Origin of the sequence: Stenotrophomonas sp. NPDC077461, assembly GCF_049545475.1 — a bacterium.
Classification (GTDB): domain Bacteria; phylum Pseudomonadota; class Gammaproteobacteria; order Xanthomonadales; family Xanthomonadaceae; genus Stenotrophomonas; species Stenotrophomonas nematodicola.
In genome coordinates, this window is the sequence record NZ_JBMWDO010000005.1 from 123,363 (window position 1) to 145,551 (window position 22,189).

25 protein-coding genes and 2 tRNA genes are annotated in these 22,189 nt (G+C 67.1%); 18 read left to right on the forward strand and 9 right to left on the reverse strand.

Annotation, left to right across the window (positions count from 1 at the left end):
- Positions 1-144: 144 nt before the first annotated feature.
- Positions 145-630: a DUF962 domain-containing protein gene (locus ACPEH8_RS10835; protein ID WP_153165049.1), complete on the reverse strand. Its 486-nt coding sequence runs from the start codon at positions 628-630 to the stop codon at positions 145-147.
- 116 nt (positions 631-746) lie between these two features.
- Positions 747-1,673 (reverse strand): phosphoribosylaminoimidazolesuccinocarboxamide synthase, encoded by a 927-nt coding sequence (locus tag ACPEH8_RS10840; RefSeq protein ID WP_165699812.1) that lies wholly within the window; start codon positions 1,671-1,673, stop codon positions 747-749.
- Positions 1,674-1,816: 143 nt separating this feature from the next.
- Here ACPEH8_RS10840 and ACPEH8_RS10845 point away from each other — a divergent pair, with 143 nt between their 5' ends.
- The 11 genes from ACPEH8_RS10845 to ACPEH8_RS10895 all read left to right on the forward strand — a co-directional run bounded on the left by ACPEH8_RS10845 (position 1,817) and on the right by ACPEH8_RS10895 (position 11,078).
- On the forward strand, positions 1,817-2,146 hold the full coding sequence (locus ACPEH8_RS10845) for a J domain-containing protein (protein WP_017354530.1): 330 nt from the start codon (positions 1,817-1,819) through the stop codon (positions 2,144-2,146).
- 43 nt (positions 2,147-2,189) lie between these two features.
- The gene (rpe, locus tag ACPEH8_RS10850; RefSeq protein ID WP_262071294.1) at positions 2,190-2,867 is read left to right on the forward strand and encodes a ribulose-phosphate 3-epimerase; all 678 of its coding nucleotides are present in this window, start codon (positions 2,190-2,192) and stop codon (positions 2,865-2,867) included.
- 9 nt (positions 2,868-2,876) lie between these two features.
- Positions 2,877-3,359, forward strand: coding sequence for an N-acetyltransferase family protein (locus tag ACPEH8_RS10855; RefSeq protein WP_423666845.1), 483 nt, complete (start codon positions 2,877-2,879; stop codon positions 3,357-3,359).
- Between the two features lie 333 nt (positions 3,360-3,692).
- Positions 3,693-4,289 (forward strand): hypothetical protein, encoded by a 597-nt coding sequence (locus tag ACPEH8_RS10860; protein WP_423666738.1) that lies wholly within the window; start codon positions 3,693-3,695, stop codon positions 4,287-4,289.
- A gap of 131 nt (positions 4,290-4,420) precedes the next feature.
- Positions 4,421-5,353: a lipid kinase YegS gene (gene yegS / locus ACPEH8_RS10865; RefSeq protein ID WP_423666740.1), complete on the forward strand. Its 933-nt coding sequence runs from the start codon at positions 4,421-4,423 to the stop codon at positions 5,351-5,353.
- Between the two features lie 167 nt (positions 5,354-5,520).
- Positions 5,521-6,996, forward strand: a complete 1,476-nt coding sequence (gene trpE, locus ACPEH8_RS10870) for an anthranilate synthase component I (protein ID WP_423666742.1) — start codon at positions 5,521-5,523, stop codon at positions 6,994-6,996.
- A gap of 60 nt (positions 6,997-7,056) precedes the next feature.
- A complete protein-coding gene (locus ACPEH8_RS10875; RefSeq protein ID WP_166473523.1) occupies positions 7,057-7,839 on the forward strand; it encodes an SIMPL domain-containing protein in 783 nt (260 codons plus the stop codon).
- 2 nt (positions 7,840-7,841) lie between these two features.
- Entirely contained in the window at positions 7,842-8,420 is a 579-nt protein-coding gene (locus tag ACPEH8_RS10880; RefSeq protein ID WP_017354538.1) for an anthranilate synthase component II, read from the forward strand.
- Positions 8,421-8,452: 32 nt separating this feature from the next.
- A complete protein-coding gene (gene trpD, locus ACPEH8_RS10885; protein ID WP_017354539.1) occupies positions 8,453-9,490 on the forward strand; it encodes an anthranilate phosphoribosyltransferase in 1,038 nt (345 codons plus the stop codon).
- Positions 9,491-9,564: 74 nt separating this feature from the next.
- Positions 9,565-10,368: an indole-3-glycerol phosphate synthase TrpC gene (gene trpC, locus ACPEH8_RS10890; RefSeq protein WP_017354540.1), complete on the forward strand. Its 804-nt coding sequence runs from the start codon at positions 9,565-9,567 to the stop codon at positions 10,366-10,368.
- Complete coding sequence (locus ACPEH8_RS10895; RefSeq protein ID WP_017354541.1) at positions 10,365-11,078, forward strand: haloacid dehalogenase-like hydrolase; 714 nt, start codon at positions 10,365-10,367, stop codon at positions 11,076-11,078. Before trpC ends, ACPEH8_RS10895 begins: the two co-directional genes overlap by 4 nt.
- Before the next feature lie 46 nt (positions 11,079-11,124).
- Here the strand turns inward: ACPEH8_RS10895 and ACPEH8_RS10900 are convergent, their stop codons facing one another.
- Both ACPEH8_RS10900 and crp read right to left on the reverse strand, forming a co-directional pair.
- A complete protein-coding gene (locus ACPEH8_RS10900) occupies positions 11,125-11,886 on the reverse strand; it encodes a sulfite exporter TauE/SafE family protein (RefSeq protein WP_017354542.1) in 762 nt (253 codons plus the stop codon).
- Positions 11,887-11,960: 74 nt separating this feature from the next.
- Entirely contained in the window at positions 11,961-12,626 is a 666-nt protein-coding gene (crp, locus tag ACPEH8_RS10905; protein ID WP_017354543.1) for a cAMP-activated global transcriptional regulator CRP, read from the reverse strand.
- A gap of 170 nt (positions 12,627-12,796) precedes the next feature.
- On the opposite strand from crp, the gene speD reads away from it, so the two are divergent.
- Together speD and ACPEH8_RS10915 are read left to right on the forward strand one after the other, a co-directional pair.
- On the forward strand, positions 12,797-13,591 hold the full coding sequence (speD, locus tag ACPEH8_RS10910; RefSeq protein ID WP_017354544.1) for an adenosylmethionine decarboxylase: 795 nt from the start codon (positions 12,797-12,799) through the stop codon (positions 13,589-13,591).
- 208 nt (positions 13,592-13,799) lie between these two features.
- Positions 13,800-14,117, forward strand: coding sequence for a DMT family transporter (locus ACPEH8_RS10915; protein WP_136004601.1), 318 nt, complete (start codon positions 13,800-13,802; stop codon positions 14,115-14,117).
- A gap of 37 nt (positions 14,118-14,154) precedes the next feature.
- On the opposite strand, the gene coq7 is transcribed toward ACPEH8_RS10915, so the two are convergent.
- Entirely contained in the window at positions 14,155-14,799 is a 645-nt protein-coding gene (coq7, locus tag ACPEH8_RS10920; protein ID WP_017354547.1) for a 2-polyprenyl-3-methyl-6-methoxy-1,4-benzoquinone monooxygenase, read from the reverse strand.
- 183 nt (positions 14,800-14,982) lie between these two features.
- Here coq7 and rplM point away from each other — a divergent pair, with 183 nt between their 5' ends.
- Together rplM and rpsI are read left to right on the forward strand one after the other, a co-directional pair.
- Positions 14,983-15,411 (forward strand): 50S ribosomal protein L13, encoded by a 429-nt coding sequence (rplM, locus tag ACPEH8_RS10925; RefSeq protein ID WP_017354548.1) that lies wholly within the window; start codon positions 14,983-14,985, stop codon positions 15,409-15,411.
- Between the two features lie 2 nt (positions 15,412-15,413).
- Entirely contained in the window at positions 15,414-15,806 is a 393-nt protein-coding gene (gene rpsI, locus ACPEH8_RS10930; protein WP_017354549.1) for a 30S ribosomal protein S9, read from the forward strand.
- Positions 15,807-16,048: 242 nt separating this feature from the next.
- Here the strand turns inward: rpsI and ACPEH8_RS10935 are convergent.
- Positions 16,049-16,123, reverse strand: a tRNA-Gln gene (locus tag ACPEH8_RS10935).
- A gap of 50 nt (positions 16,124-16,173) precedes the next feature.
- A tRNA-Met gene (locus ACPEH8_RS10940) sits at positions 16,174-16,250 on the reverse strand.
- Positions 16,251-16,370: 120 nt separating this feature from the next.
- Here ACPEH8_RS10940 and ACPEH8_RS10945 point away from each other — a divergent pair.
- The 3 genes from ACPEH8_RS10945 to bfr all read left to right on the forward strand — a co-directional run bounded on the left by ACPEH8_RS10945 (position 16,371) and on the right by bfr (position 17,924).
- On the forward strand, positions 16,371-16,988 hold the full coding sequence (locus ACPEH8_RS10945; RefSeq protein WP_017354550.1) for an RNA pyrophosphohydrolase: 618 nt from the start codon (positions 16,371-16,373) through the stop codon (positions 16,986-16,988).
- Between the two features lie 109 nt (positions 16,989-17,097).
- The gene (locus tag ACPEH8_RS10950; RefSeq protein ID WP_026070525.1) at positions 17,098-17,307 is read left to right on the forward strand and encodes a (2Fe-2S)-binding protein; all 210 of its coding nucleotides are present in this window, start codon (positions 17,098-17,100) and stop codon (positions 17,305-17,307) included.
- A 146-nt stretch (positions 17,308-17,453) separates the two neighbouring features.
- Positions 17,454-17,924 (forward strand): bacterioferritin, encoded by a 471-nt coding sequence (bfr, locus tag ACPEH8_RS10955; protein ID WP_017354552.1) that lies wholly within the window; start codon positions 17,454-17,456, stop codon positions 17,922-17,924.
- 19 nt (positions 17,925-17,943) lie between these two features.
- Here the strand turns inward: bfr and ACPEH8_RS10960 are convergent, their stop codons facing one another.
- Positions 17,944-20,244 carry an ATP-binding protein gene (locus ACPEH8_RS10960; RefSeq protein ID WP_423666848.1) on the reverse strand — a complete coding sequence of 767 codons (2,301 nt, stop codon included), beginning with the start codon at positions 20,242-20,244 and terminating at the stop codon, positions 17,944-17,946.
- 53 nt (positions 20,245-20,297) lie between these two features.
- Positions 20,298-22,157, reverse strand: a complete 1,860-nt coding sequence (locus ACPEH8_RS10965) for an EAL domain-containing protein (protein ID WP_017354554.1) — start codon at positions 22,155-22,157, stop codon at positions 20,298-20,300.
- Between the last annotated feature and the right edge of the window lie 32 nt (positions 22,158-22,189).

Here is a 22,189-nt window from a genome sequence, read left to right on the forward strand (position 1 = left end):
CGGCCAGCAATGGCAGGGCCTGCGGAAGAAGGCGGACGGTCACGGAGCTGAACGCCAGCGTACCCGGATGGGGGCCTGATGGGGATGCTGGACGCCGGCGCGTGGACCGCCGGTGAGCCTGTCGCGTCGTTCAGGAAAGTGCGTTCAGAAGCGCCAGTCCAGGCGACGGTAGACCTTGGCCATCACCCAGGCCGGGCCGATCAACAGGTAGACCAGATCGGTGAGGAAGCTGGGCTTGCGGCCCTCGAATTTGTGGCCGATGAACTGCGCCACCCAGGCCACGGCGAATACGCCCAGGCCCAGCCAGAACAGGCCACGCAGGCCGATTTCGGCTTCCAGCAGCCGGCACAGGCAGCCGCTGACGAAGAACAGGGCGAGCATCCCGTAGCCGAGCCGGCGTGACAGACGGTTGTAGTAGGCCCACGCGGCGAACATCGCCAGACCGGCCCAGATCCCGTACTGGAACCAGGTGATCAACGGCGGCAGGCACCACAGCAGCGCGATCACCGACCACATGATCGCCGGCACCGCGATCACATGGATGCGCTGGTTGATCGCATTGCGGTGGTCGTCGGAATAGCTGGCGAAGTAGCGGTCGATGGGCCGCTCAAGCTGGGTCGTCGTGGACATTGAGCCTCCGGAGTGGGCACAGGATACTCCCGGAGCCCGCCCATCGCGGCGTCGCGTGTCCCCGCCCACCCACGGTCGACGTCCCCCGTCGCCGTTGCGGCGACGGGGGACATGCATCAATCGACCGAGATGCCGGCCAGGCGCTGCAGCGCCTCGGCGTACTTGGCGCGGGTGCGCTCGATGATCTCCGCCGGGATGCTCGGGCCCGGAGCGGTCTTGCCCCAGTCCAGCGTTTCCAGGTAATCGCGTACGAACTGCTTGTCGTAGCTCGGTGGGCTGGTGCCCACCTCGTACTCGTCGGCCGGCCAGTAACGCGAGGAATCCGGCGTCAGCATCTCGTCCATGATGTAGAGGCGGCCATCGGCATCGGTCCCGAACTCGAACTTGGTATCGGCCAGGATGATGCCGCGCTCGCGCGCGTAGTCGGCGGCGAACTTGTAGATGCGCAGGGTGGCGTCGCGCACGCGCTCGGCCAGGTCCGCACCGACCGCCTTCACCATCGCATCGAAATCGATGTTCTCGTCATGGTCGCCCACGGCGGCCTTGGTCGAGGGGGTGAAGATCGGCTCGGGCAGCTGTTCGGCCTGGCGCAGGCCGTCGGGCAGATCGATGCCGCTGATCTTGCCGGTGCGCTGGTAGTCCTTCCAGCCGCTGCCGATCAGGTAGCCGCGGGCAATCGCTTCCACCGGCACCGGCTTCAGCTTGCGGGTCACCACTGCGCGCTTGGCGTACAGCGCCGGGTCAACGCCCTCGGGCAGCACGCTGGCCACGTCGATGCCGGTCAGGTGGTTGGGCATCAGGTGCGCGGTCTTGGCGAACCAGAAGTTCGACACCTGGCAGAGCATTTCGCCCTTGCCGGGAATCGGATCGGGCAGCACCACGTCGAAGGCCGACAGACGGTCGGTAGCGACCATCAGCAGGTAGTCCCCCGGCGGAGTGCCGGCGGGCAGCCGGTCGCGCGGAATGTCGAAAACATCACGCACCTTGCCGCGATGGCGCAAGGGCAGGCCGGGGAGATCGGATTGCAACAACGTGGTCGGCACGGGCACTCCTGAGGCTTCGTCAAGACAGCTGTCCAGGGGACCCGGAGGGCCCGCACAGACAGCGGGCGGCCTAGTGTAAAGCGGGTTGGGCCCGCTGTGACGTAAAATGAGGCTCCTTTGTCGACCCGGCCGCCCTTACGACCATGCGCTGGTACGGAAAACTGCTCGGATTCATCGCTGGCGCCCTGCTTTTCAGGCCCAATCCGCTGTTCGGGGCCGTGGTCGGCCTGTTGATCGGGCATGCCTTCGACGCCGACTGGTTCCGCCTGAACAGGGAGAACCCCTACCGGGAGCTGGGGCTGACCTCCGAGGCGACCGACGCCGAGGTCGATCTGGCCTACCGCCGGCTGATCTCCCAGTACCACCCCGACAAGGTCGTCGGCGCCGCCCCGGAGCTGCGCCAGCAGGCCGAGCGCAAGTCGCGCCTGCTCAACGCCGCCTACGACCGCATCAAGACCCTGCGCAAGCGCTGACCCCGCGCGGCGCCTCCCCGTCCACGTCCTGAAGGCCCCGGCCATGTCCAACTGCATCATCGCCCCCTCCATCCTGTCCGCGAACTTCGCCCGCCTGGGCGAGGAAGTGGACAACGTGCTCGCCGCCGGTGCGGACTGGGTGCATTTCGATGTGATGGACAACCATTACGTGCCCAACCTGACCATCGGCCCGATGGTCTGCCAGGCGCTGCGCAAGCACGGCGTCACCGCGCCGATCGACGTGCACCTGATGGTGGAGCCGGTGGACCGCATCATTCCGGACTTCGCCGAGGCCGGTGCCACCTACATCAGCTTCCACCCGGAGGCCTCCCGCCACGTCCACCGCACCATCCAGCTGATCCGTTCGCTGGGCTGCAAGCCGGGCATCGTGCTCAACCCGGCCACCCCGGTGGACATCCTGGACTGGGTGCTGGACGAGCTGGACCTGGTGCTGCTGATGTCGGTCAACCCGGGCTTCGGCGGCCAGGCGTTCATTCCCTCGGCGCTGGACAAGCTGCGCGTCGTGCGCCAGAAGATCGATGCCAGCGGCCGCGACGTGCGCCTGGAGATCGACGGCGGCGTCAAAGCTGACAACATCGGCGCGATCGCCGCCGCCGGTGCCGATGCCTTCGTGGCCGGCTCGGCGATCTTCAACGCCACCTCCAGCTACCAGGACGTGATCGCGCAGATGCGCCACAACGTCGCCCAGGCCAGGGGCTGAGCCATGCCGGTGGCCACTGTGACCATCCGCGTGGCCACCGCCGACGATGCAGCGCTGATCCTGCGCTTCATCCGCGAGCTGGCGATCTATGAGAAGGCCGAGTCGTCGGTGCAGACCGACGAAGCCGGCATCCGCGCCAGCCTGTTCGGCGCCGATGCCACGGCGCACGCGCTGATCTGCGAGGCCGGTGGCGAGGCCATCGGCTACGCCGTGTACTTCTACAACTACTCCACCTGGCTGGGCCGCAACGGCATCTACCTGGAAGACCTGTACGTCAGCCCGCAGCAGCGCGGCAGCGGTGCCGGCAAGGCGCTGCTGCAGCACATCGCGCGTATCGCGGTTGCCGATGGCTGTGGCCGTTTCGAATGGTCGGTGCTGGACTGGAATGAACCGGCGATCAGGTTCTATGAAGCCGCCGGTGCGAAACCGCAGAGCGAGTGGACGGTGTACCGCATGGAAGGCGACGCGTTGCGGAAATTTGCCGCCGGCTGATGCAAAAAAAAGACCGCACCCTCTCGGATGCGGCCCTGGGAATATTCGGAGGCTGATCCTGCCTCCATCCGTCGTCCCTGCTATGGCCTTCCATTCTCCGGGCGCGCGATGACGCTTTGATGACGCATTCCCCGCTGCGTGCAGACGACGCAGAATCCTGTACCGCGGCGTCTATGTCGAAAGCGACAGCGCCACTCGCCCGCGCCGTGCTGGGCCACGCAGGCCATGCATGCACCGGCAACTGCGTGCATCCACGCGGCGTGCAGCGCATCGAGGCACGTCCACACGTCCCCGCTGCGGTTCGCGGGTACTCGTGTGAAAGGGGCGCGCCCTGTGCCATTTCAGCAGCGACGTCGCACTATCGAGAAAAGCAATCAACGGGCTTCAGAAGACGGCCTGACGGGCTGCTACAAGGGAGAGGCGACCGGCGAACGTCCGCCGTTTGCTTCACTGCCACACAAGGAGATCAACGTGACGCTTCGGACTGCGATGGTATCTGTGGTACTAGGAGGGGTGCTTGCCACGGCACCGGTTGCCGTATTGGCGCAACGCGCTGACCACCCTGTCAGCATCACCACGAAAACGACCTATCCGGCGGGGTCGGTTGACGCGGCATCCTGGCTCGAATGGATCGCGGCACGCTCGCCGGCCTACGCGCCGGTGTCCCGGCGCGGCACGGTCCAGGTGCTCACGACACGAGCAGGCTTGACCGGATCGAGCGTCGCGCGCGCGCCCAGCGCAGGCCCGCCCACGCCCCTGCCGACCGGCGGCAACCAGGGCGACGAGATGACGGTGACCTCCCGGGACGCAGCAGGAAATACCGAAACCTGGGGCTACACCTTCCACAACGGCGCGTGGATACTGGTCGAGTACCACTACAAATCCGTCACCGTCGGCAAAGAGCATGCGCCGGAAAACCCAGGCGGCTGAATCGACGGTGTCCGGTTTCGTCGACACAGGGTGGCCCCGTGGGGCCGCTTTCCCACGCGTGATCGCGGCGTTCACCGCCCCCGACACAGCGCACTGCTAGCCTGCGCCTCCCTGATCCGTGGAAGTGCTGCATGCGTGGCAAGCGATGGCGTCTGATCCTGAACGGCAAGTCCACCGGCAATGCCGAGCTGCGCGAGGCGGTGCACGCGCTGCGTGAGCGCGGGGCCACGCTGGAAGTGCGGGTGACCTGGGAAGAGGGCGATGCCGAGCGCTATGTGGCCGAGGCGATCGCGCACGGCGTGGACACCATCATTGCCGCCGGCGGCGATGGCACGCTCAGTGAAGTGGCCGAAACGCTGGCGCACCGGGACGAGGATGCCGATGCGCTGCCGTCGCTGGGTCTGGTGCCGCTGGGCACCGCCAATGACTTCGCCACCGCGGCGGAGATTCCCGACGACCCCGAACAGGCGCTGGCCCTGATCGAGCATGAGCCGCCGCGCCCGGTGGACCTGTTGCGCATCGACGCCGACGGCGAGCGCTGGTGGTGCGCCAACGTGGCCAGTGGCGGCTTCGGTACCGAGGTCACCGTGGATACCGACGAGGGCCTGAAGAAGATGCTGGGCGGCCTGGCGTACCTGGTCACCGGCATTTCGCGGCTGGGCCGCATCGAGCCGATCCAGGCGCGGGTCCGCGCGCCCGGCTTCGACTGGGAAGGGGGCTTCATTGCGCTGGGGGTCGGCAACGGTCGCCAGGCCGGGGGCGGGCAGGTGCTGTGTCCGGACGCGCACATCGACGATGGCCTGCTGGACCTCACCCTGATTCCCGAGCTCAGCGGCGAAGTCGCGTCCACCTTCACCGCGCTGGTCACGGGCGGCAAGCGTGGCGCGCTGGAGCAGGTGGCCGAACGCGTCCAGGCCCCCTGGGTGGAGATCGAGGCGGCCCAGCCGCTGACCCTGAACCTGGATGGCGAGCCGGTCCGTGCCCGCCGCTTCCGCATCGACTGCGTGCCGTGCCGGGTCCGGCTGCACCTGCCGCTGGACAGCCCGCTGCTGTCGCGGCGCTGACCCCCGTGGCGGCGCCGGGTTCCATCCGGTGCCGCCAATGCGGTACAGTCGCCGCGTGTCCATTCTGACGACCCCGCATTCCCTTTCTTCCGCTCGCCGCTGGTGGCGATGGTGGCCTGTTGCCGTCGTCCGTCCCGCCACCGCCGTTTCCCGGAAGGAAAGTCGTCTTGATCACGCTCGAGCAGTTCCAGCAGCAGGCCGCTGAAGGCCACACCCGCATCCCCGTCGTCCGCGAAGTGCTGTCCGACCTGGACACGCCGCTCTCGGTCTATCTGAAGCTCGCCGACGGCCCGCATACCTACCTGTTCGAATCGGTCGAAGGCGGCGAACGCTTCGGGCGCTACTCCATCATCGGCCTGCCGGCGCGCCGGGTGTATGCCTTCCACGGCCACACCCTGACCGTCAGTGAGGCCGGCCAGGTCGTGGAAACCCGCGAAGTCGCCGACCCGTTCACCGAGGTCGAGGCGCTGCGCAGCGCCCACTCGGTGCCCAAGCTGGCGGGCCTGCCGGGCTTCACCGGTGGCCTGGTCGGCTGGTTCGGCTTCGAGTGCATCGGCTACATCGAACCGCGCCTGGCACCGCCGCGCGGCCGCGATGAGCTGGGCACCCCGGACATCCTGCTGCTGCATTCCGAAGACCTGGCGGTGTTCGACAACCTCAAGGGCCGCCTGTACCTGATCGTGCACGCCGACCCGGGCCAGTCCGGCGCATGGGACGACGCACAGGCCCGGCTGGATGCGCTGGTGGCCAAGCTGCGCGCGCCCGGCGCGGGCTATCCCGCGCCGATCACCCGCGACGTGCTCGACGAGAACGATTTCGTGTCCGGCTTCACCCGCGACGGCTTCATTGCCGCGGTCGACAAATCCAAGGAATACATCCGCGCCGGCGACATCTTCCAGGTGGTGCTGAGCCAGCGCCTGAGCGTGCCGTTCAAGGCGCGCCCGGTGGATGTGTACCGCGCGCTGCGGGCGCTCAATCCCTCGCCGTACATGTACTTCCTGGATACCGGCGATGTGCAGGTGGTGGGCTCCTCGCCTGAAATCCTGGTCCGTCTCCAGGACGGCGAAGTCACCGTGCGCCCCATTGCCGGTACGCGCCCGCGTGGCGCCACCGTGGAAGAAGACAACGCGCTGGAAGCCGAACTGCTGGCCGATCCGAAGGAACGTGCCGAGCACCTGATGCTGATCGACCTTGGCCGCAACGATGCCGGTCGCGTTTCCCGGGCAGGCACCGTGGAAGTGGGCGAGCAGTTCGTGATCGAACGCTACAGCCATGTCATGCACATCGTCAGCGAAGTCACCGGCCAGCTGCAGCCCGGCCTGAGCTACGCCGACGTACTGCGAGCGACCTTCCCGGCCGGCACCGTCAGCGGGGCGCCGAAGATCCGCGCGCTGGAAGTGATCCGCGAGCTGGAGCCGATCAAGCGCAACGTGTATGCCGGCAGCATCGGTTACATCGGCTGGCACGGCGACGCCGATACCGCGATCGCGATCCGTACCGCCGTGATCAAGGACGGCCGCCTGCATGTGCAGGCCGGCGCCGGCATCGTCTACGACTCCGATCCGGGCAAGGAGTGGGACGAGACCATGAACAAGGGCCGCGCGCTGTTCCGCGCCGTTGCGCAGGCTGCCAAGGGCCTGTGAGTTCCTCTGCCGTGGCGCATGCCACGGCGTCCGCTGCATCATCCAGACAAGGAATACCGCATGAAGCTGCTGAGCGCATTGCTGTTGTCGACGACGCTGGCCGCGGTCGCCCCTGCGTGGGGCCAGGCCAATACCATCCCCTCGCAGCCGCACCTGCTGGTGAAGGGCAGCGCCACCCGCACGGTGATGCCGGACCGCTTCACGGTGAAGGTCGAACTGGAGTCGGTCGACATGCAGACCGATGTCGCCCGTGCCCGCGTGCAGGCCAATGCCGAACGCGTGCTGCAGCTGTTCGCCCGGCACGGTGCCATCGAGGGCACCGTGAGCGCCGCCAATCTGCGCATTGCCCCCTCCACGCGCTATCGCAACGATGAGGAGGTGTACAACGGCACCGCCGCCAGTCGCGACCTGAAGGCGGAATTCGCCGATGCGCAGGCGCTGAAAGCCTTCCTCGGCGATCTGAAAGCCAGCCGCGAGGTGCAGGTCAGCACCGCTGAACCGACCTACTCGGGCGAACGCCGCCTGCGGGGTGAACTGAAGGCCGAAGCCGCCGCGCAGACGCGCGAATCGGCCAAGGGCCTGGCCGGCGCGTACGGCACGAAGATCACCGGCCTGTACAGCATTTCCGACGTCGCACCGAACTTCGCCTATGGCGTGCAGGCCGGCACCTGGGGCACGGCCGTCCGCGATGGGTTCGGCGGCGGCGAAAGCACAACGCTGGACAAAATAGCCGTGACCGGATCGCGCTACCGCGCGGCGTCGGGCGGCGAGCTGCTCACCGCCGCGCCCATCACGTACACCGAGAACGTGTACGCCATTTTCCTCATCCAAGACGGACCCTGACCATGTTGTTGATGCTCGACAACTACGACAGCTTCACCTACAACCTCGTGCAGTACCTGCAGACGCTGGGCGCCGAGGTCAAGGTGGTGCGCAATGACGCGCTGAGCGTCGATGAGATCGCTGCGCTTGCCCCCGAGCGCATTGTGATCTCGCCCGGCCCGTGCACGCCCAACGAGGCGGGCGTGTCGCTGGAACTGATCCGCCGGCTGGGCCCGACCACGCCGATCCTCGGCGTCTGCCTGGGCCACCAGAGCATCGGCCAGGTGTACGGCGGTGATGTGATCCGCGCCGGCACCATCATGCACGGCAAGACCTCGCCGATCCGGCATGAAGGCAAGGGCGTGTTCGCCGGCCTGCCGGACCGCTACCAGGCCACACGCTACCACTCGCTGGTGGTGGACAAGACAACGTTGCCGGCATGCTTGGAAGTGACCGCGTGGACCGAGAACGAGGATGGCACGGTCGAGGAAATCATGGGCCTGCGGCATCGCGAGCACCCGGTTGAAGGTGTGCAGTTCCACCCCGAGTCCATCCTTACCGAGCACGGCCACGCCCTGCTGAAGAATTTCCTGCAGCGCTGAGCGCGCCGCCCCCGCACCGCAAAGGACCCCCCATGACCTTCTCCCCCCAGGAAGCCCTGCAGCGCACCATCGAGCACCGCGAAATCTTCTTCGACGAAATGGTCGATCTGATGCGCCAGGTGATGCGTGGCGAGGTGTCGCCGGTGATGACCGCGGCGATCCTCACCGGCCTGCGGGTCAAGAAGGAAACCGTCGGTGAGATCGCCGGTGCGGCCACGGTGATGCGCGAGCTGGCACTGGCGGTGCCGGTCGAGGACCGCACCCACCTGATCGACATCGTCGGGACCGGCGGCGACGGCTCGCACACGTTCAACATCTCCACCTGCGCGATGTTCGTGGTGGCCGCCGCCGGGGCCAAGGTGGCCAAGCACGGCAACCGCAGCGTGTCGTCCAAGTCCGGCAGCGCAGACGCGGTCGAGGCGCTGGGCGCGATCATCGAACTGCGCCCGGAAGAAGTGGCCCGTGCGATCAGCGATACCGGCATCGGCTTCATGTTCGCGCCGATGCACCACCCGGCCATGAAGGTGGTCGCGCCGGTGCGCCGCGAAATGGGCGTGCGCACCATCTTCAACATCCTCGGCCCGCTGACCAATCCGGTCGGTGCCACCAATGTGCTGATGGGCGTGTTCCATCCCGATCTGGTCGGTATCCAGGCGCGCGTCCTGCGCGAGCTCGGCGCCGAACGCGCGCTGGTGGTGTGGGGCCGCGACAACATGGACGAGATCTCGCTCGGTGCCGGCACGCTGGTGGGCGAGCTGCGCGACGGCAAGGTGCGCGAGTACGAGATCCATCCCGAAGACTTCGGCATCGCCATGTCGGCCAGCCGCAACCTCAAGGTGGCCGACCCGGCCGAATCGATCGCGATGCTGCGCGGGGTACTGGACAACCAGCCGGGCCCGGCGCTGGACATCGTGGCGCTCAATGCCGGTGCGGCGCTGTACGTGGCCGGCGTGGCCAACAGCATCGCCGACGGCCTGGCCCGCGCGCGGGCGGTCATTGCCGATGGCAGTGCGCGGCTGCGCATGCAGCAGTACGTCGAGGCCACCCACCGCATCCGCGCCGGCGGCTGAGCCGTTTTCGCTCCCTGTTTCACGCATTGCCCGCGCCTGGCCGATAATGGCCGGCCTGAAGGACCCCGACCGACATGAGCGACAAGAGCGACATCCTCGACACCATCCTGGCCCGCAAGGCCGACGAAGTCGCCGCGCGCCGTGCCCAGGTGCCGCTGGAGGCGCTGATCGCCCGGCTTGAGCAGGCCCCGCCGGTGCGCGGCTTCGCCGATGCCCTGCGTGCCTCGATCGCCGCGGGCAACCCGGCGGTGATCGCCGAGGTCAAGAAGGCCAGCCCGTCCAAGGGCGTGATCCGCCCGGACTTCCATCCGGCCGACATCGCGGTGAGCTACGAGTTCGGCGGTGCCAGCTGCCTGTCGGTCTTGACCGATGTGGACTTCTTCCAGGGTGCCGACGCCTACCTGCAGCAGGCCCGTGAGGCCTGCACGCTGCCGGTGCTGCGCAAGGACTTCGTGATCGACCCCTACCAGGTGTACGAGGCGCGCGTGCTCGGCGCCGACTGCATCCTGCTGATCGTGGCCGCGCTGGACGACCGCCAGCTGGCCGAGCTGTCCGACCTGGCCATGCAGCTGGGCATGGATGTGCTGGTTGAAGTGCACGACATCGATGAACTCGAGCGCGCCCTCCAGGTGCCGGTGCCGCTGGTGGGCATCAACAACCGCAATCTGCGCACCTTCGAGGTGTCGCTGCAGACCACCCTGGACATGCGCCAGGCCGTGCCGCGCGACCGCCTGCTGGTCACCGAGAGCGGCATTCTCGGCACGGATGACGTGCGGGTGATGCGCGAGGCGGGTATCCACGCCTTCCTGGTCGGCGAAGCCTTCATGCGCGTCGAAGAGCCCGGCGAGGGCCTGCGTCAGCTATTCTTCAGCGCATGACTGCGATCTACCCAACGCCGCGCGACGACGCCCCGCTGGTGGTCTTCGATTTCGATCACACCCTGTACGACGGCGATTCGGGCAGCCACCTGTTCGCCTCGCTGATCAAGCGCAACCCGCTGCGGCTGCTGGCCGCGCTGCTGGTCACGCCGATCGCCGGGCCGCTGGTGGCGATGCTGCCGACCCGGCGCGCCGGCATCTCGGTGTATGTGTGGATCGCCACGTTCGGCCTGCACCGCGCGCGCGAATTCAACCGCGTGATCGACGCCTACGTGCTCAAGCATGAGCCCGAACTGCGCGCCAAGCTGCTGCCGAAGGCGCTGGACGTGTTCGCCCGGCACCGTGCCAATGGCGATCGCGTGGTGGTGGCCACCGGCGCCCCACCGGAACTGGCGCGCGCGATCCTGGCCTTCGTCGCCCACCAGGGCGTGCCGGTGATCGGCAGCGAAGTCGGGCCGCGCCTGGGCGCGGTAGGTGCCACCCGCCACTGCCACAACGAAGAGAAGATGCGCATGCTGCGCGAGCGCGGCTATGGCGACATCGACATCGCCTACTCGGACAGCACCGCCGACCTGCCGCTGCTGCTGGCGGCCAAGGCGCCGGTGGTGGTCAATCCGAAGGTGTCGCGCGTGGCGTATTTCCGCCAGGTGCTCAAGCCCGGCACGCCGATCCTCAACTGGGGCTGCGAGGACCGCGGCGGCGACCGGTAGGGCGCATCGACCAACGGTCGACACCTGCCCGTGCTGCGTCGGTCGCTTACGCTCCCAGCCACCCGTGCACGGCGTGGCCGATCTGGAACAGGCTGATCGCCAGCACCAGCACGCCCACCGCCACCAGCACCCAGCGCTCCTTGACCTTCTTCACCAGCAGCGCCGCGACTGGCGCGGCCATCATGCCGCCGACCAGCAGGCCGGCGACGATGTTCAGGTACTGCAGGCCCATCGAGAGCAGGAAGGTGATCGACACCGCCAGGGTGACCACGAACTCGGCCGCGTTGACCGTTCCGATCGTGGTGCGGGCCTGGCCCCCGCGGGCCAGCAGGGTGGAGGTGGCCACCGGCCCCCAGCCGCCGCCGCCGCTGGCATCCAGCAGGCCGGCCACAAAGCCCAGCACCGGCACGCGCTTGACCTCCCGTGTCGGCATCAGCCGCCCGGCTGCGCGCAGCAGGATGAAGATCGCCAACACCAGCAGGTAGGCATAGATGAACGGGCGGATCACGTCTCCGGGGAGCTGGGTCAGCACATAGGCACCGAGCACGCCGCCGACCGCACCGGGCAGCGCCAGGCGCAGGAACAGCCGGCGATCCACGTTGCCTGCCACCAGGTGGGAGACCCCGGAGGCCCCGGTGGTGAAGACTTCGGCGGTATGGATGCTGGCGCTGACCGCAGCCGGTGGCAGGCCCATGCTGAGCAGGACCGACGAGGACACCAGCCCGAAGGCCATGCCCAGGGCGCCGTCGACCAGCTGCGCGCCGAGGCCGATCAGGATGAACCAATAGAATTCGCTGCCAGGCTCCATCCGCCCAGCCTAGCCTGAACGGGTGAAAGGTGCGGTAGTGCCGGCTGCGGGCCGGCACCCAGCGTCTGCCGGGCTCATCGGGTGCCGTAGAGGACGACCGTCTTGCCGCGGGCGTGAAGGAGCCCGTCGCTCTGCAGCTTCTTGAGCACGCGGCCGGCCATTTCACGCGAGCAGCCGACCAGGCGTGCCAGTTCCTGGCGCGAGACGCGCAGCTGGGTGCCTTGCGGGTGGCTCATGGCCTCCGGCTCGCGGGACAGGTCGTGAAGGGTGCGCACGATGCGGTCGGTCACGTCCAGGAACGCCAGGCGGCTGGCCTTGCGGCTGGTGTCGAGCAGGCGCTTGGAGATCTGCTGGCCGATGGCATACAGCAGCCGCGGCGCATCGGTGGACAGCGGGCCCAGGAACAGCTGGTGGAGGCGCTCGTAGCTGATTTCGGCCAGTTCGCACGGGGTCCGGGTGCGCAGGATGACCTCGCGCCGGTCCGATTCCACGAACAGGCCCATTTCCCCCACGAACTCCCCGGAGCCGAAATAGCCCAGGACCAGCTCACGGTCGTCATCTTCCTCGGCAATTATAGAAACAGAGCCGCTGATCACGTAATAAAGGGTGCCTGCGGGGTCCCCCGGCCGGAAGACGTCCGTGCGGGCAGGGTAGCGACGGCGATGGCTGTGGGCCAGAAAGCGGTCGATGGTGGCGATATCCAGGGCCAATGGACTTGTGGCAAGGCGCACAGATGACACGTTACGGCGCTCCCTTTGCTCATGAACAATTCACGGCTATGTCCCGGCAGCTTAACGATCACAATTGTTAAGGGCAAACAAAGCACAGGCAAACCTTTCAATGCAAGTTTCGCCCCCGATCACTTTGCCCCATAATTGTTCCTTTCCCACCACACACAGGATCGACCGCCGTGGTCAAGCCGTTGCCTCGCCTGAGGTTGCAGGGTTTCAACAACCTCACCAAGGCGCTGAGCTTCAACATCTATGACGTGTGTTACGCGCGCACCGAAGAAGAGCGTCAGCGTTACATCGAATACATTGATGAAGAGTACAACGCCGATAGGCTTACTCAGATCTTGACCGATGTCGCCGAGATCATCGGCGCCAACATCCTCAACGTCGCGCGCCAGGACTACGATCCGCAGGGCGCGTCGGTGACGATCCTGATCTCCGAAGAACCGGTGATCGACAAGAAGCTGGCCGGCAAGGAGCTGATCTCCGACGCCGTGGTCGCGCATATGGACAAGAGCCACATCACCGTCCATACGTACCCGGAAACGCATCCGCAGGAGGGCATCGCCACGTTCCGCGCGGACATCGATGTGGCTACCTGTGGCGTCATTTCGCCGCTGAAGGCGCTGAACTACCTGATCGAGAGTCTGGAATCGGACATCGTGATCATGGACTACCGCGTGCGTGGCTTCACCCGTGACGTGAAGGGCAAGAAGCACTACATCGATCACAAGATCAACTCGATCCAGAACTTCCTGGCCAAGAACATCAAGTCGCGTTACGAGATGTTCGACGTCAACGTCTACCAGGAAAACATCTTCCACACGAAGATGCACCTGAAGGACTTCGACCTGGACCAGTACCTGTTCGAGGAAAAGGCCAAGAACATCTCGTTCAAGGAACGCATGAAGATCGAAGCGCTGCTCAAGCGCGAGATCGAAGAGCTGTTCCACGGCCGCAATCTGTCCGAGTAAGACCCAGCGACCGCGTCCGGGGAGTCCCCGGACGCGCCGCAGAAGGCGGGACGGCCCGCCCTGTGGAACATCCGGATCTGCGCAGATTCGTGTTCCACGGATGCAACCCGACGACGGTCCGGTGTGAAAACACCGGGCCGTTGTGCGTTTTTACGGCCGCCTCGCGGGGCGACCGGTATCTGTTCTGTTCATGATGAGGAGTACCCCCATGCCCTGGATCTATCTGCTGCTGGCCGGCCTGTTTGAAATCGGGTTCGCCCTGGGCCTGAAGTACAGCGATGGCTTCACCAAGCCCTGGCCGACCGTGGCCACCATCATTTCGGCGGCGATCAGCCTGTATCTGCTGACCCAGGCGCTGCGGACCATCCCGGTCGGCACCGGCTATGCGATCTGGACCGGCATCGGCGCGCTGGGCGTGGCCACGCTGGGTATTTTCCTCTTCGGCGACAGCGCGTCGCTGCCGCGCCTGGCCTGCATCGGCCTGATCGTGGCCGGCGTGATCGGCCTGAAGCTCGTTTCCGGCTGAGGTCGCCCCGCCGGCGCCAGGCCGCTGCCGAGGGGCCTTACAGCCGGTAGGCGATGGTCTTCATGACCTTGGATGCCAGCGCCATCACGCCCGGAATCGGCGGGGGCAGCGTGCGGGCGCCGGCATGCTCGGCGTGGTCGGCATGGCGGGCCTCGTCGATTTTCATCACCTTGAGGATCTCGCGGCTGCGCAGGTCTGCCGGCGGCAGGGTGTCCAGGTGTTCGTCCAGGTGCGCTTCCACCTGGCGCTCGGTCTCCACCACGAAGCCCAGGTTCCAGCCGTCCCCACGCAGGCCGGCCAGGGTGCCGATGGTGTAGCTGCCGGCGTACCAGATCGGGTTGAACAGGCTGGGACGACTGTCCAGCTCGCGCAGGCGCTGCGCGCACCAGGCCAGGTGGTCGGTCTCTTCCTGGGCGGCGTCCAGCAGGTGGGCGCGGGTCTGCGCCTCGCGGGCGACGGCCGCCTGGCCGAAATACAGGCCCTGGGCGCAGACCTCGCCGACATGGTTGATCCGCATCAGGCCGGCGGCATGCCGGCGCTCGCGGTCGTCCATCTGCACGTCCGGGGTCGCCGCGGCCGGATACGGGCGGCTGGCCGGCGGATTGCCGAACACCGTGTCCAGCGCGCGTTGGGCTTCGGTGAGCAGGTGGTCGAGCGGGGTGGTCTGGCGGATCGCGGTCATGCGGGGGAGAGGCGTCGCGGCGGGGGTGGTTGATTCTCGCCCCCTGGGGCCGATGTGCCAAGCCGCGTGGCGGGGCGGCTTGCATGTGGCAGGAAGGGTCAGTACAATCCCGCCTCTTCACAACGCGTGGCAGAGTTCCGGCCGTTCAGCGCCGCAATGAGCCCGACCTACTTGAGTTCTTTCATGAGCACTTTCACTGCAAAGTCCGAGACCGTCCAGCGCGACTGGTATCTCGTCGACGCTTCCGGCAAGACGCTTGGCCGTCTGTCCACCGAACTGGCCCGCCGTCTGCGCGGCAAGCACAAGCCGGTTTACACCCCTCACGTTGATACCGGTGATTACCTGGTTGTCATCAATGCAGAAAAGATTGCCGTCACCGGCAACAAGCTGCAGGACAAGCTGTACCACCGCTTCACTGGCTACATCGGCAACCTGAAGACCGAAACTCTGGCCCAGGCGCTGGAGCGCCACCCGGAGCGTGTCATCGAGACCGCCGTCAAGGGCATGCTGCCGAAGGGCCCGCTGGGCCGCGCCATGTACCGCAAGCTCAAGGTGTACTCGGGTTCCGAGCACCCGCACGCCGCTCAGCAGCCTCAGGTTCTGGATATCTAATCATGGCTATCACGCAAAACTACGGCACCGGCCGCCGCAAGTCCTCCACCGCCCGCGTGTTCCTGCGCAAGGGCGCCGGCAACATCACCGTCAATGGCCGTCCGCTGGACGAGTTCTTTGGCCGTGAGACTGCACGCATGATCGTGCGTCAGCCGCTGGAACTGACCAAGAACACCGAATCGTTCGACATCATGGTCACCGCCGCTGGCGGCGGCACCACCGGCCAGGCCGGTGCGATCCGCCTGGGCATCGCCCGCGCGCTGGTCGAGTACGACGAAACCCTGAAGTCCGAGCTGCGCAAGGCTGGCTTCATGACCCGTGACGCCCGTGAAGTCGAGCGTAAGAAGGTCGGCCTGCACAAGGCACGTCGCGCCACCCAGTTCTCCAAGCGCTGATCCATCGCGCCTGGTGTGGGATCCCTCGGGATCCCCCTGGGAAAGGCAAAAGCCCGGCTTCGGCCGGGCTTTTGTCGTTCTGGATGACGGGGGGTGCGGGTCGCTGGCCGGCCACCAGGGGTTGCCTTCGATGTCCATGATGCGCCGGTCGCGGGCGGCAACCGGAACGTGCTGCCGATATTGCCCATTCAATGCGCACAAAACAAAAGGCCTGATCTTTCGATCAGGCCTTTTGTCATATTTGGCTGCCCCGGATGGATTCGAACCACCGAATGCCTGAGTCAGAGTCAGGTGCCTTACCGCTTGGCGACGGGGCAATATGTGCGTGCAAGTATTGCACTTTTTCCCTACAAAACCAAGCAGAACTTGGTGGCTATGGGTGGACTCGAACCACCGACCCCAGCATTATGAGTGCTGTGCTCTAACCGGCTGAGCTACATAGCCTAGGGAGCCGGTAATTCTGGAGATGTATTCGGAATCTGTCAACACTTTTTCACCGTGCTTGTGAGTGGGCAGCCGCCGTGGCACAGTCCCGGCCAGTAGATTTTTCTAGGAGTCCGCATCGTGATCGATCCGGACGGCTATCGACCGAACGTCGGCATCGTGCTGATGCGGCAGGACGGGCAGGTGTTCTGGGCACGACGTGTGCGCCGGGATGGCTGGCAGTTCCCGCAGGGCGGCATGAATACCGATGAGACGCCGGTGGAAGCCATGTATCGCGAGTTGCAGGAAGAAACCGGGTTGTTGCCCGAGCACGTCGAAGTGCTTGGTGCCACGCCAGGGTGGCTTCGCTATCGGTTGCCGGCACGGGCCATCCGCCGCAATGAACGTCAGGTCTGCATCGGCCAGAAGCAGGTCTGGTTCCTGCTGCGCCTGGCCGGCGACGAATCCCATGTGAAGCTGGACCACACCGACAGCCCCGAGTTCGATCAGTGGCGGTGGGTGGATTTCTGGTACCCGGTCGAGCACGTGGTGATGTTCAAGCGGGGCGTCTATGCGCGCGCGCTGCGGCACCTGGCGCCCCTCGCGCGGGGAGTGGCAGGGACCGGGGTGGAATCGATGCCCAAGACCGCACAGGAGGCCTGGATGCCGGGCAATGCGGCGGGCCATGACCGGCCCCGCAAGCGGTTGCCGAAGCGGGGCTACTGGCCGCGCAAGGCCAAGGGCGAGCCCGGGGCCTGACCCGGTACACTGAACCGTATCGAGAATGATTCAGCTTCGAAATTGACAACCATTCTCGTTTCGATTGGAATGGCGGCAGGCCATCCCGGCCTGCCTGCCGAGTCCGCACGTGTACGTCTGCATCTGCAATGGGGTAACCGACCACCAGATCCGCGAAGCCGCCCATAGCGGTGTCGCCAGCGTGTCCGAACTGACCATGCGCACTGGCTGCGGCGCCACCTGCGGTTCCTGCCTGGACATGGCGGCGGACCTGCTGGCCAAGGCCCGGGCCACCCACGACCTGCCGCTGCCGGTACTGGGTCTGGCGCAGGTCGCCTGACCGCGTCCGCCAGGCCGAGGCCTGGCTCCTCACGCACCTTCTCCACGCAGCACACACGCCCGCGCAAGTGGGGTTGATTCGCGTTCCTTCATGAGTCGCCGCGAAGCGCTACAGTGCGCGCGTTTCCACGTAGCAGGAGCACGCTCATGAAGGGCGACGCCAAGGTCATCGAATTCCTCAACAAGGTCCTCTACAACGAGCTGACCGCGATCAACCAGTACTTTCTGCACGCCAAGATGCTGAAGAACTGGGGCCTGAAGGAGCTGGCCGACCACGAGTACAAGGAATCGATCGAAGAGATGAAGCACGCGGACATCCTGTCCGACCGCATCCTCTTCCTCGAAGGGCTGCCGAACTTCCAGGCGCTGGGCAAGCTGCGCATTGGCGAGAACCCGCGCGAGATCCTGCAGTGCGACCTGGCGCTGGAGCGCGATGGCGTGGTCACGCTGCGCGAGGCGGTGGCGTATGCCGACTCGATCGCCGACTACGTGAGCCGCCAACTGTTCGTGAAGATCCTCGAATCCGAGGAAGAGCACATCGACTGGCTGGAAACCCAGCTGGATCTGATCGACCGTATTGGTGAGCCGAACTACCTGCTGACCAAGATCGAGGACTGAGCTGCCGGCGGCACGCGCCTCAGTGACCCTGGGGAGCGTGCAGGCGGGCCAGATACCCGCCCAGCGCGATGCGGGCGCGGGCGAATTCCGCGATGAGCAGCGCCACGGCCACGGCCGGGCGCTCCAGCGTGCCGGCGCGTGCGTCGTGTTCGATCCGGCGCGCGGCCGCCGACAGCGCCAGTGCACCCACATTGGCGCTGGCCGACTTGAGGCTGTGCGCGAGCGCGCGCAGTTCGGGCAGGTCGGCTGCCACCGAGGCTTCCTGCAACTGGCGGATCAGTGGCGGCGTATCGTCGAGGAAGACGCCGATGATCTGCGCGGTGCCGGCGCCGATCACCTCCAGCAACTCATCCAGCACCTGGGCATCAAGGACGGGCAGGGCGGCGGACTCTTCGGCCGGATCGGCCGCGATGGCCGACAACAGCGCCGCGTCATCTTCCCAGGCCTGGGGTACGTCGGCCGGCGGCGCGATAGCGACGACGGCGTCCCCGAGCGATGCACGCGGCGCGTGCCAGCGCAGCAGGCAGGCCTGCAATGACTCGCGCTGGATGGGCTTGGAGAGATAGTCATCCATCCCGGCCTGCAGGCAGCGCTCGCGGTCGCCGGCCATCGCGTTGGCGGTCATCGCCACGATCGGCAGGCGCGCGGCATGGCTGCCGGCTTCATGTTCGCGCCAGCGCCGGGTTGCGGTGTACCCGTCCAACACCGGCATCTGGCAATCCATCAGCACGATATCCACGGCATGCGCGTGCAGGTGGCGCAGCGCCTGTTCGCCGTCCTGGGCGGTGCTGACCTCGCAGCCCAGCACCTGCAACAATCGCTGCGCGACCAGCAGGTTGACCGTGTTGTCCTCCACCAGCAGCACGCGCAGGCCGAGCGGCGACTCGCTGGGCGTGGCCGGGGCCGGCGCGGCATCGGCCAGCAGCGGCGCCGGGCGTGCCGAGGCGGCCTGGGGGCGCAGCAGCGCATGCAGGGCGGTGTCGGCGGCCTCACGTGGCAGGGCGTGCGCCTGAGCCATCAACGCGGCGCCGGGTGGCTCCTGACCGTGCAACCACAGCAGCTTTACGGGGGGCGTACGCACACCGTGGACCACTTCGCGATGCAGCGCCGCCGCACTGTGGCGCACCGCGTCGAGATCGGCGATTACCCATGTGAGGGTCGGGTCGATGCCTGGGCGCTGCGGCGCGCGCAATGCGTCCACTGCATCGGCGGCTGATTCCATCGCGTGCAGGCGGATGTCGTGGTGCTCGAGCACGCGCTCCAGCCGCTGGCGCTGCAGCGGGTCGCGACCGACCAGCAGGGCACGGGTGACGGTGATGCCTGCGGCGGGCAGGTCGCCCAGCACCTTGAGCAGGGGAATCTCGCACCAGAACGTGGCGCCGCGCCCGGGCGTCGAGCTGACCCCGATGCGGCCGTGCATCAGGTCGATGATGCGCTTGCAGATCGCCAGCCCCAATCCGGTGCCGCCGTACAGACGGGTGGTGGAGGCATCGGCCTGGCTGAAGGACTGGAACAGGCGCGCCTGCAGGGCTTCGTCGATGCCGATGCCGCTGTCCACGACCTCGAAGCGCAACTGGTGCTGGGCGTTGGTTTCGCCCTGCCGCAGGACGCGCAGCCGGATCTGGCCGCGCTCGGTGAACTTGATGGCGTTGACCAGCAGATTGCTCAGCACCTGCCGCAGCCGCACCGGATCGCCGCGTACCGACAGGCGCACTGCCGGGTCCAGCTCCAGCGAGACGCGCAGGCCTTTGGGCTCGGCCGCGCGCTGCATCAGCTGCACCAGCCCGTCCAGCAGCTCGCGCAGGTTGAAGGTGGTGATCTCCAGGTCCAGGCCGTTGGCCTCCAGCCGGGAGTAATCGAGGATGTCGTCGACGATGCGCAGCAGCTGCTGTGAGCTGGCCGTGGCGGTCTGCAGCATCTGCCGCTGGTCGCTGCCGAGCTGGCCACGCGCGATCAGGTCCAGCATCGGCAGAATGCCGTTGAGCGGGGTGCGGATCTCATGGCTCATCGTGGCCAGGAACTCGCCCTTGGCCAGGGCGGCGGCTTCGGCGGCCTGTTTGGCGGCGAGCAGCTCCTGCTCCAGCAGCTCCTGCTGCTGCATCCGCTGCTGGATACGGTCGCGCTCCTCGCCCAGTGCGTCGCTCTGGCGCTGCAACCGGGCAAGGCGGTCCTGCGCATCGCGCCAGCGATGGACGCCGACGATGGCCGCACCCAGCGTCAGCGCGGCGGTGGCGGCTGCGATGGCGGCCCACGGGCCGTTGGCACCGGCCACGGTCATCGCACTGGCGGTGGCCGACAGGGCCGCGGACATCGCGGCGATCCACAGGGCCACCGGCACCTGCAATGGCGTTGCCCGTCCGTGGGGCGCCATGATCACAACGCCGCGTTGTGGAAGTCGAAGTTCAGGTCGCTGCCCGCCGACTGCACCATGTTGCCCTGGATGAAGTCCACGCCGCCCATCCACATCGCAGCGGCGGCCTGCGGGTCTTCGATCTGCTGGCCGATGATCTGCAGGCCGGCACGGTGCGCCATCTCGATCGCCGCCCGCAGTTCGTCACGGGTCGTCTGGTTGGCGTGGCTGCTGGAGAAGCGCGCGGCCATGCGCACGAACGCGATCGGCAGCTGGGTAAGCAGCGCATTGGCCTCGCTGCCAGGCTCGAACTGGCTCAGGCAGAAGCGCACGCCGGCCGCGCTCAGGCGCAGGCAGAACTGCTGCAGGGTGACGGTGTGGATCAGGGCATCGGGCAGGCGCACATCGATCACCACCGCATGGCCCGGGAGCTGGCGCTGCGCCAGCGATTCGAGCAGCCAGTCGGCGAAGGCGTCGCGCGCCAGCGTACGCAGCGACTGCGACACGAACAGGTGCAGCGGCTGGGTGGCATGGCGGTACAGATCGAGCAGGCCCAGCGCATGGTCGAGCACCTGCTGGTCGAGGTCGGCGATGCGCCCGGCCGCTTCGGCCGCCGGGATCACCTGGCCGGCGGCCAGAACGGTGCCGTCGGCCTGGCGCAGGCGCAGCAGCACCTGGTACTGCGCGGTGTTGCCCCCGGCCACGGCCACGATCGGCTGGTAGGCCAGTTCCAGCTGGCCCTCGAGCAGGGCAAGGTGCTCCTGTGCGGCAACGTCCTCGCGACGCACGTAGGCGGCGATGCCGGCGCTGAGCAGGCGGGCCTGCAGCGTGGTGCGCTCGACCGCTTCCAGTGCGCTGCCCGCATCGGCGAAACCGGGCGAGAGCTGGGCGTGGCCGACCACGCCGCGCAGGTGCACCGACTCGTCGTCGCGGATCACGAACGCGCGGGCCGACAACTGCTCGCGCAACGCGTGGGCCAGGCTGTCCAGATCGTCTTCATCGATGCCGCGTGCGAGGACCAGGAAGCTGTTGTCGTTCAGGCGTGCCAGCAGGTGCGGTTGGGCGGCATCGGCCAGGCGTTGTCCGGCCTGCACCATCAGGCGCTCGAACGCGGCATAGCCATAGCGCTCGCGCAGGCCCAGCGCGCTGGCGATTTCAATGAAGTACAGGCCGCCACGGTCGCGGTGCGACAGCGACGCCGCCAACTGCTGCATCACGTGGTGGCGCGTGGGCAGGCCGGTCTCGGGGTTGTTCATGGCCGGCGCGCCGTGCGCACCCGGCAGCGTGGCGGCCTGTGCCCTCGCGCGGCGGATGCGGTTGGATACCGCCGCGATCAGATGACGTGGCCGGATCGGCTTGCTGAGGAAATCGTCGGCGCCGCTGTCCAGCACCTCGAACTGGCGCTCCGGGTCGGGATCGCCACTGAGGAAGACGATCGGCAGCAGCTGCTGGCCAGGCTGCTGGCGGATCAGCGCGGTCAGGCGCATGCCGTCCAGGCCGGGCAGGTGGAGGTCCATCAGGATCAGGTCGGGGCGGTGTTCGGCGATGGCCTGCTGCACGCCTTCCGCATCGGCGTGGACCAGTGCTTCCATGCCCGCGCCATGCAGCACGCTCTGCGCGAACAGCGCCTGCGAACGGTCGTCCTCGACAATCAGCACGCGGTAGGGAGCCTCGGCGGCCAGCGGCAGTGCGTCGGGTTCGACCGGGTGCAGCGGCGGCGTCGCTGCGCCCGGCCCGCCGGCAGGCATCAACGGCACCACGTTGCTGGGCAACGGTGGGGGTGCCGAAGCGCCCGGCGCATCGACCCAGCGCTGCCAGTGATCGGCGGGCGGGGTTTCGGCGCGCGTGGCGCGGGCGGATGCAGCGTTGTCGTTGACGGCCATCGGTACTCCCAGTGTGCGTCGCAATTATGCGA

Coding starts and splice junctions, on each gene's coding strand:
- rpsI (WP_017354549.1), top strand. CDS start 15,414: ATGGCTATCACGCAAAACTACGGCACCGGCCGCCGCAAGTCCTCCACC.
- ACPEH8_RS10875 (WP_166473523.1), top strand. CDS start 7,057: ATGAAGCTGCTGAGCGCATTGCTGTTGTCGACGACGCTGGCCGCGGTC.
- trpC (WP_017354540.1), top strand. CDS start 9,565: ATGAGCGACAAGAGCGACATCCTCGACACCATCCTGGCCCGCAAGGCC.
- ACPEH8_RS10895 (WP_017354541.1), top strand. CDS start 10,365: ATGACTGCGATCTACCCAACGCCGCGCGACGACGCCCCGCTGGTGGTC.
- bfr (WP_017354552.1), top strand. CDS start 17,454: ATGAAGGGCGACGCCAAGGTCATCGAATTCCTCAACAAGGTCCTCTAC.
- ACPEH8_RS10900 (WP_017354542.1), bottom strand. CDS start 11,886: ATGGAGCCTGGCAGCGAATTCTATTGGTTCATCCTGATCGGCCTCGGC.
- ACPEH8_RS10835 (WP_153165049.1), bottom strand. CDS start 630: ATGTCCACGACGACCCAGCTTGAGCGGCCCATCGACCGCTACTTCGCC.
- rpe (WP_262071294.1), top strand. CDS start 2,190: ATGTCCAACTGCATCATCGCCCCCTCCATCCTGTCCGCGAACTTCGCC.
- yegS (WP_423666740.1), top strand. CDS start 4,421: ATGCGTGGCAAGCGATGGCGTCTGATCCTGAACGGCAAGTCCACCGGC.
- trpD (WP_017354539.1), top strand. CDS start 8,453: ATGACCTTCTCCCCCCAGGAAGCCCTGCAGCGCACCATCGAGCACCGC.
- ACPEH8_RS10915 (WP_136004601.1), top strand. CDS start 13,800: ATGCCCTGGATCTATCTGCTGCTGGCCGGCCTGTTTGAAATCGGGTTC.
- rplM (WP_017354548.1), top strand. CDS start 14,983: ATGAGCACTTTCACTGCAAAGTCCGAGACCGTCCAGCGCGACTGGTAT.
- ACPEH8_RS10965 (WP_017354554.1), bottom strand. CDS start 22,157: ATGGCCGTCAACGACAACGCTGCATCCGCCCGCGCCACGCGCGCCGAA.
- ACPEH8_RS10845 (WP_017354530.1), top strand. CDS start 1,817: ATGCGCTGGTACGGAAAACTGCTCGGATTCATCGCTGGCGCCCTGCTT.
- coq7 (WP_017354547.1), bottom strand. CDS start 14,799: ATGACCGCGATCCGCCAGACCACCCCGCTCGACCACCTGCTCACCGAA.
- ACPEH8_RS10880 (WP_017354538.1), top strand. CDS start 7,842: ATGTTGTTGATGCTCGACAACTACGACAGCTTCACCTACAACCTCGTG.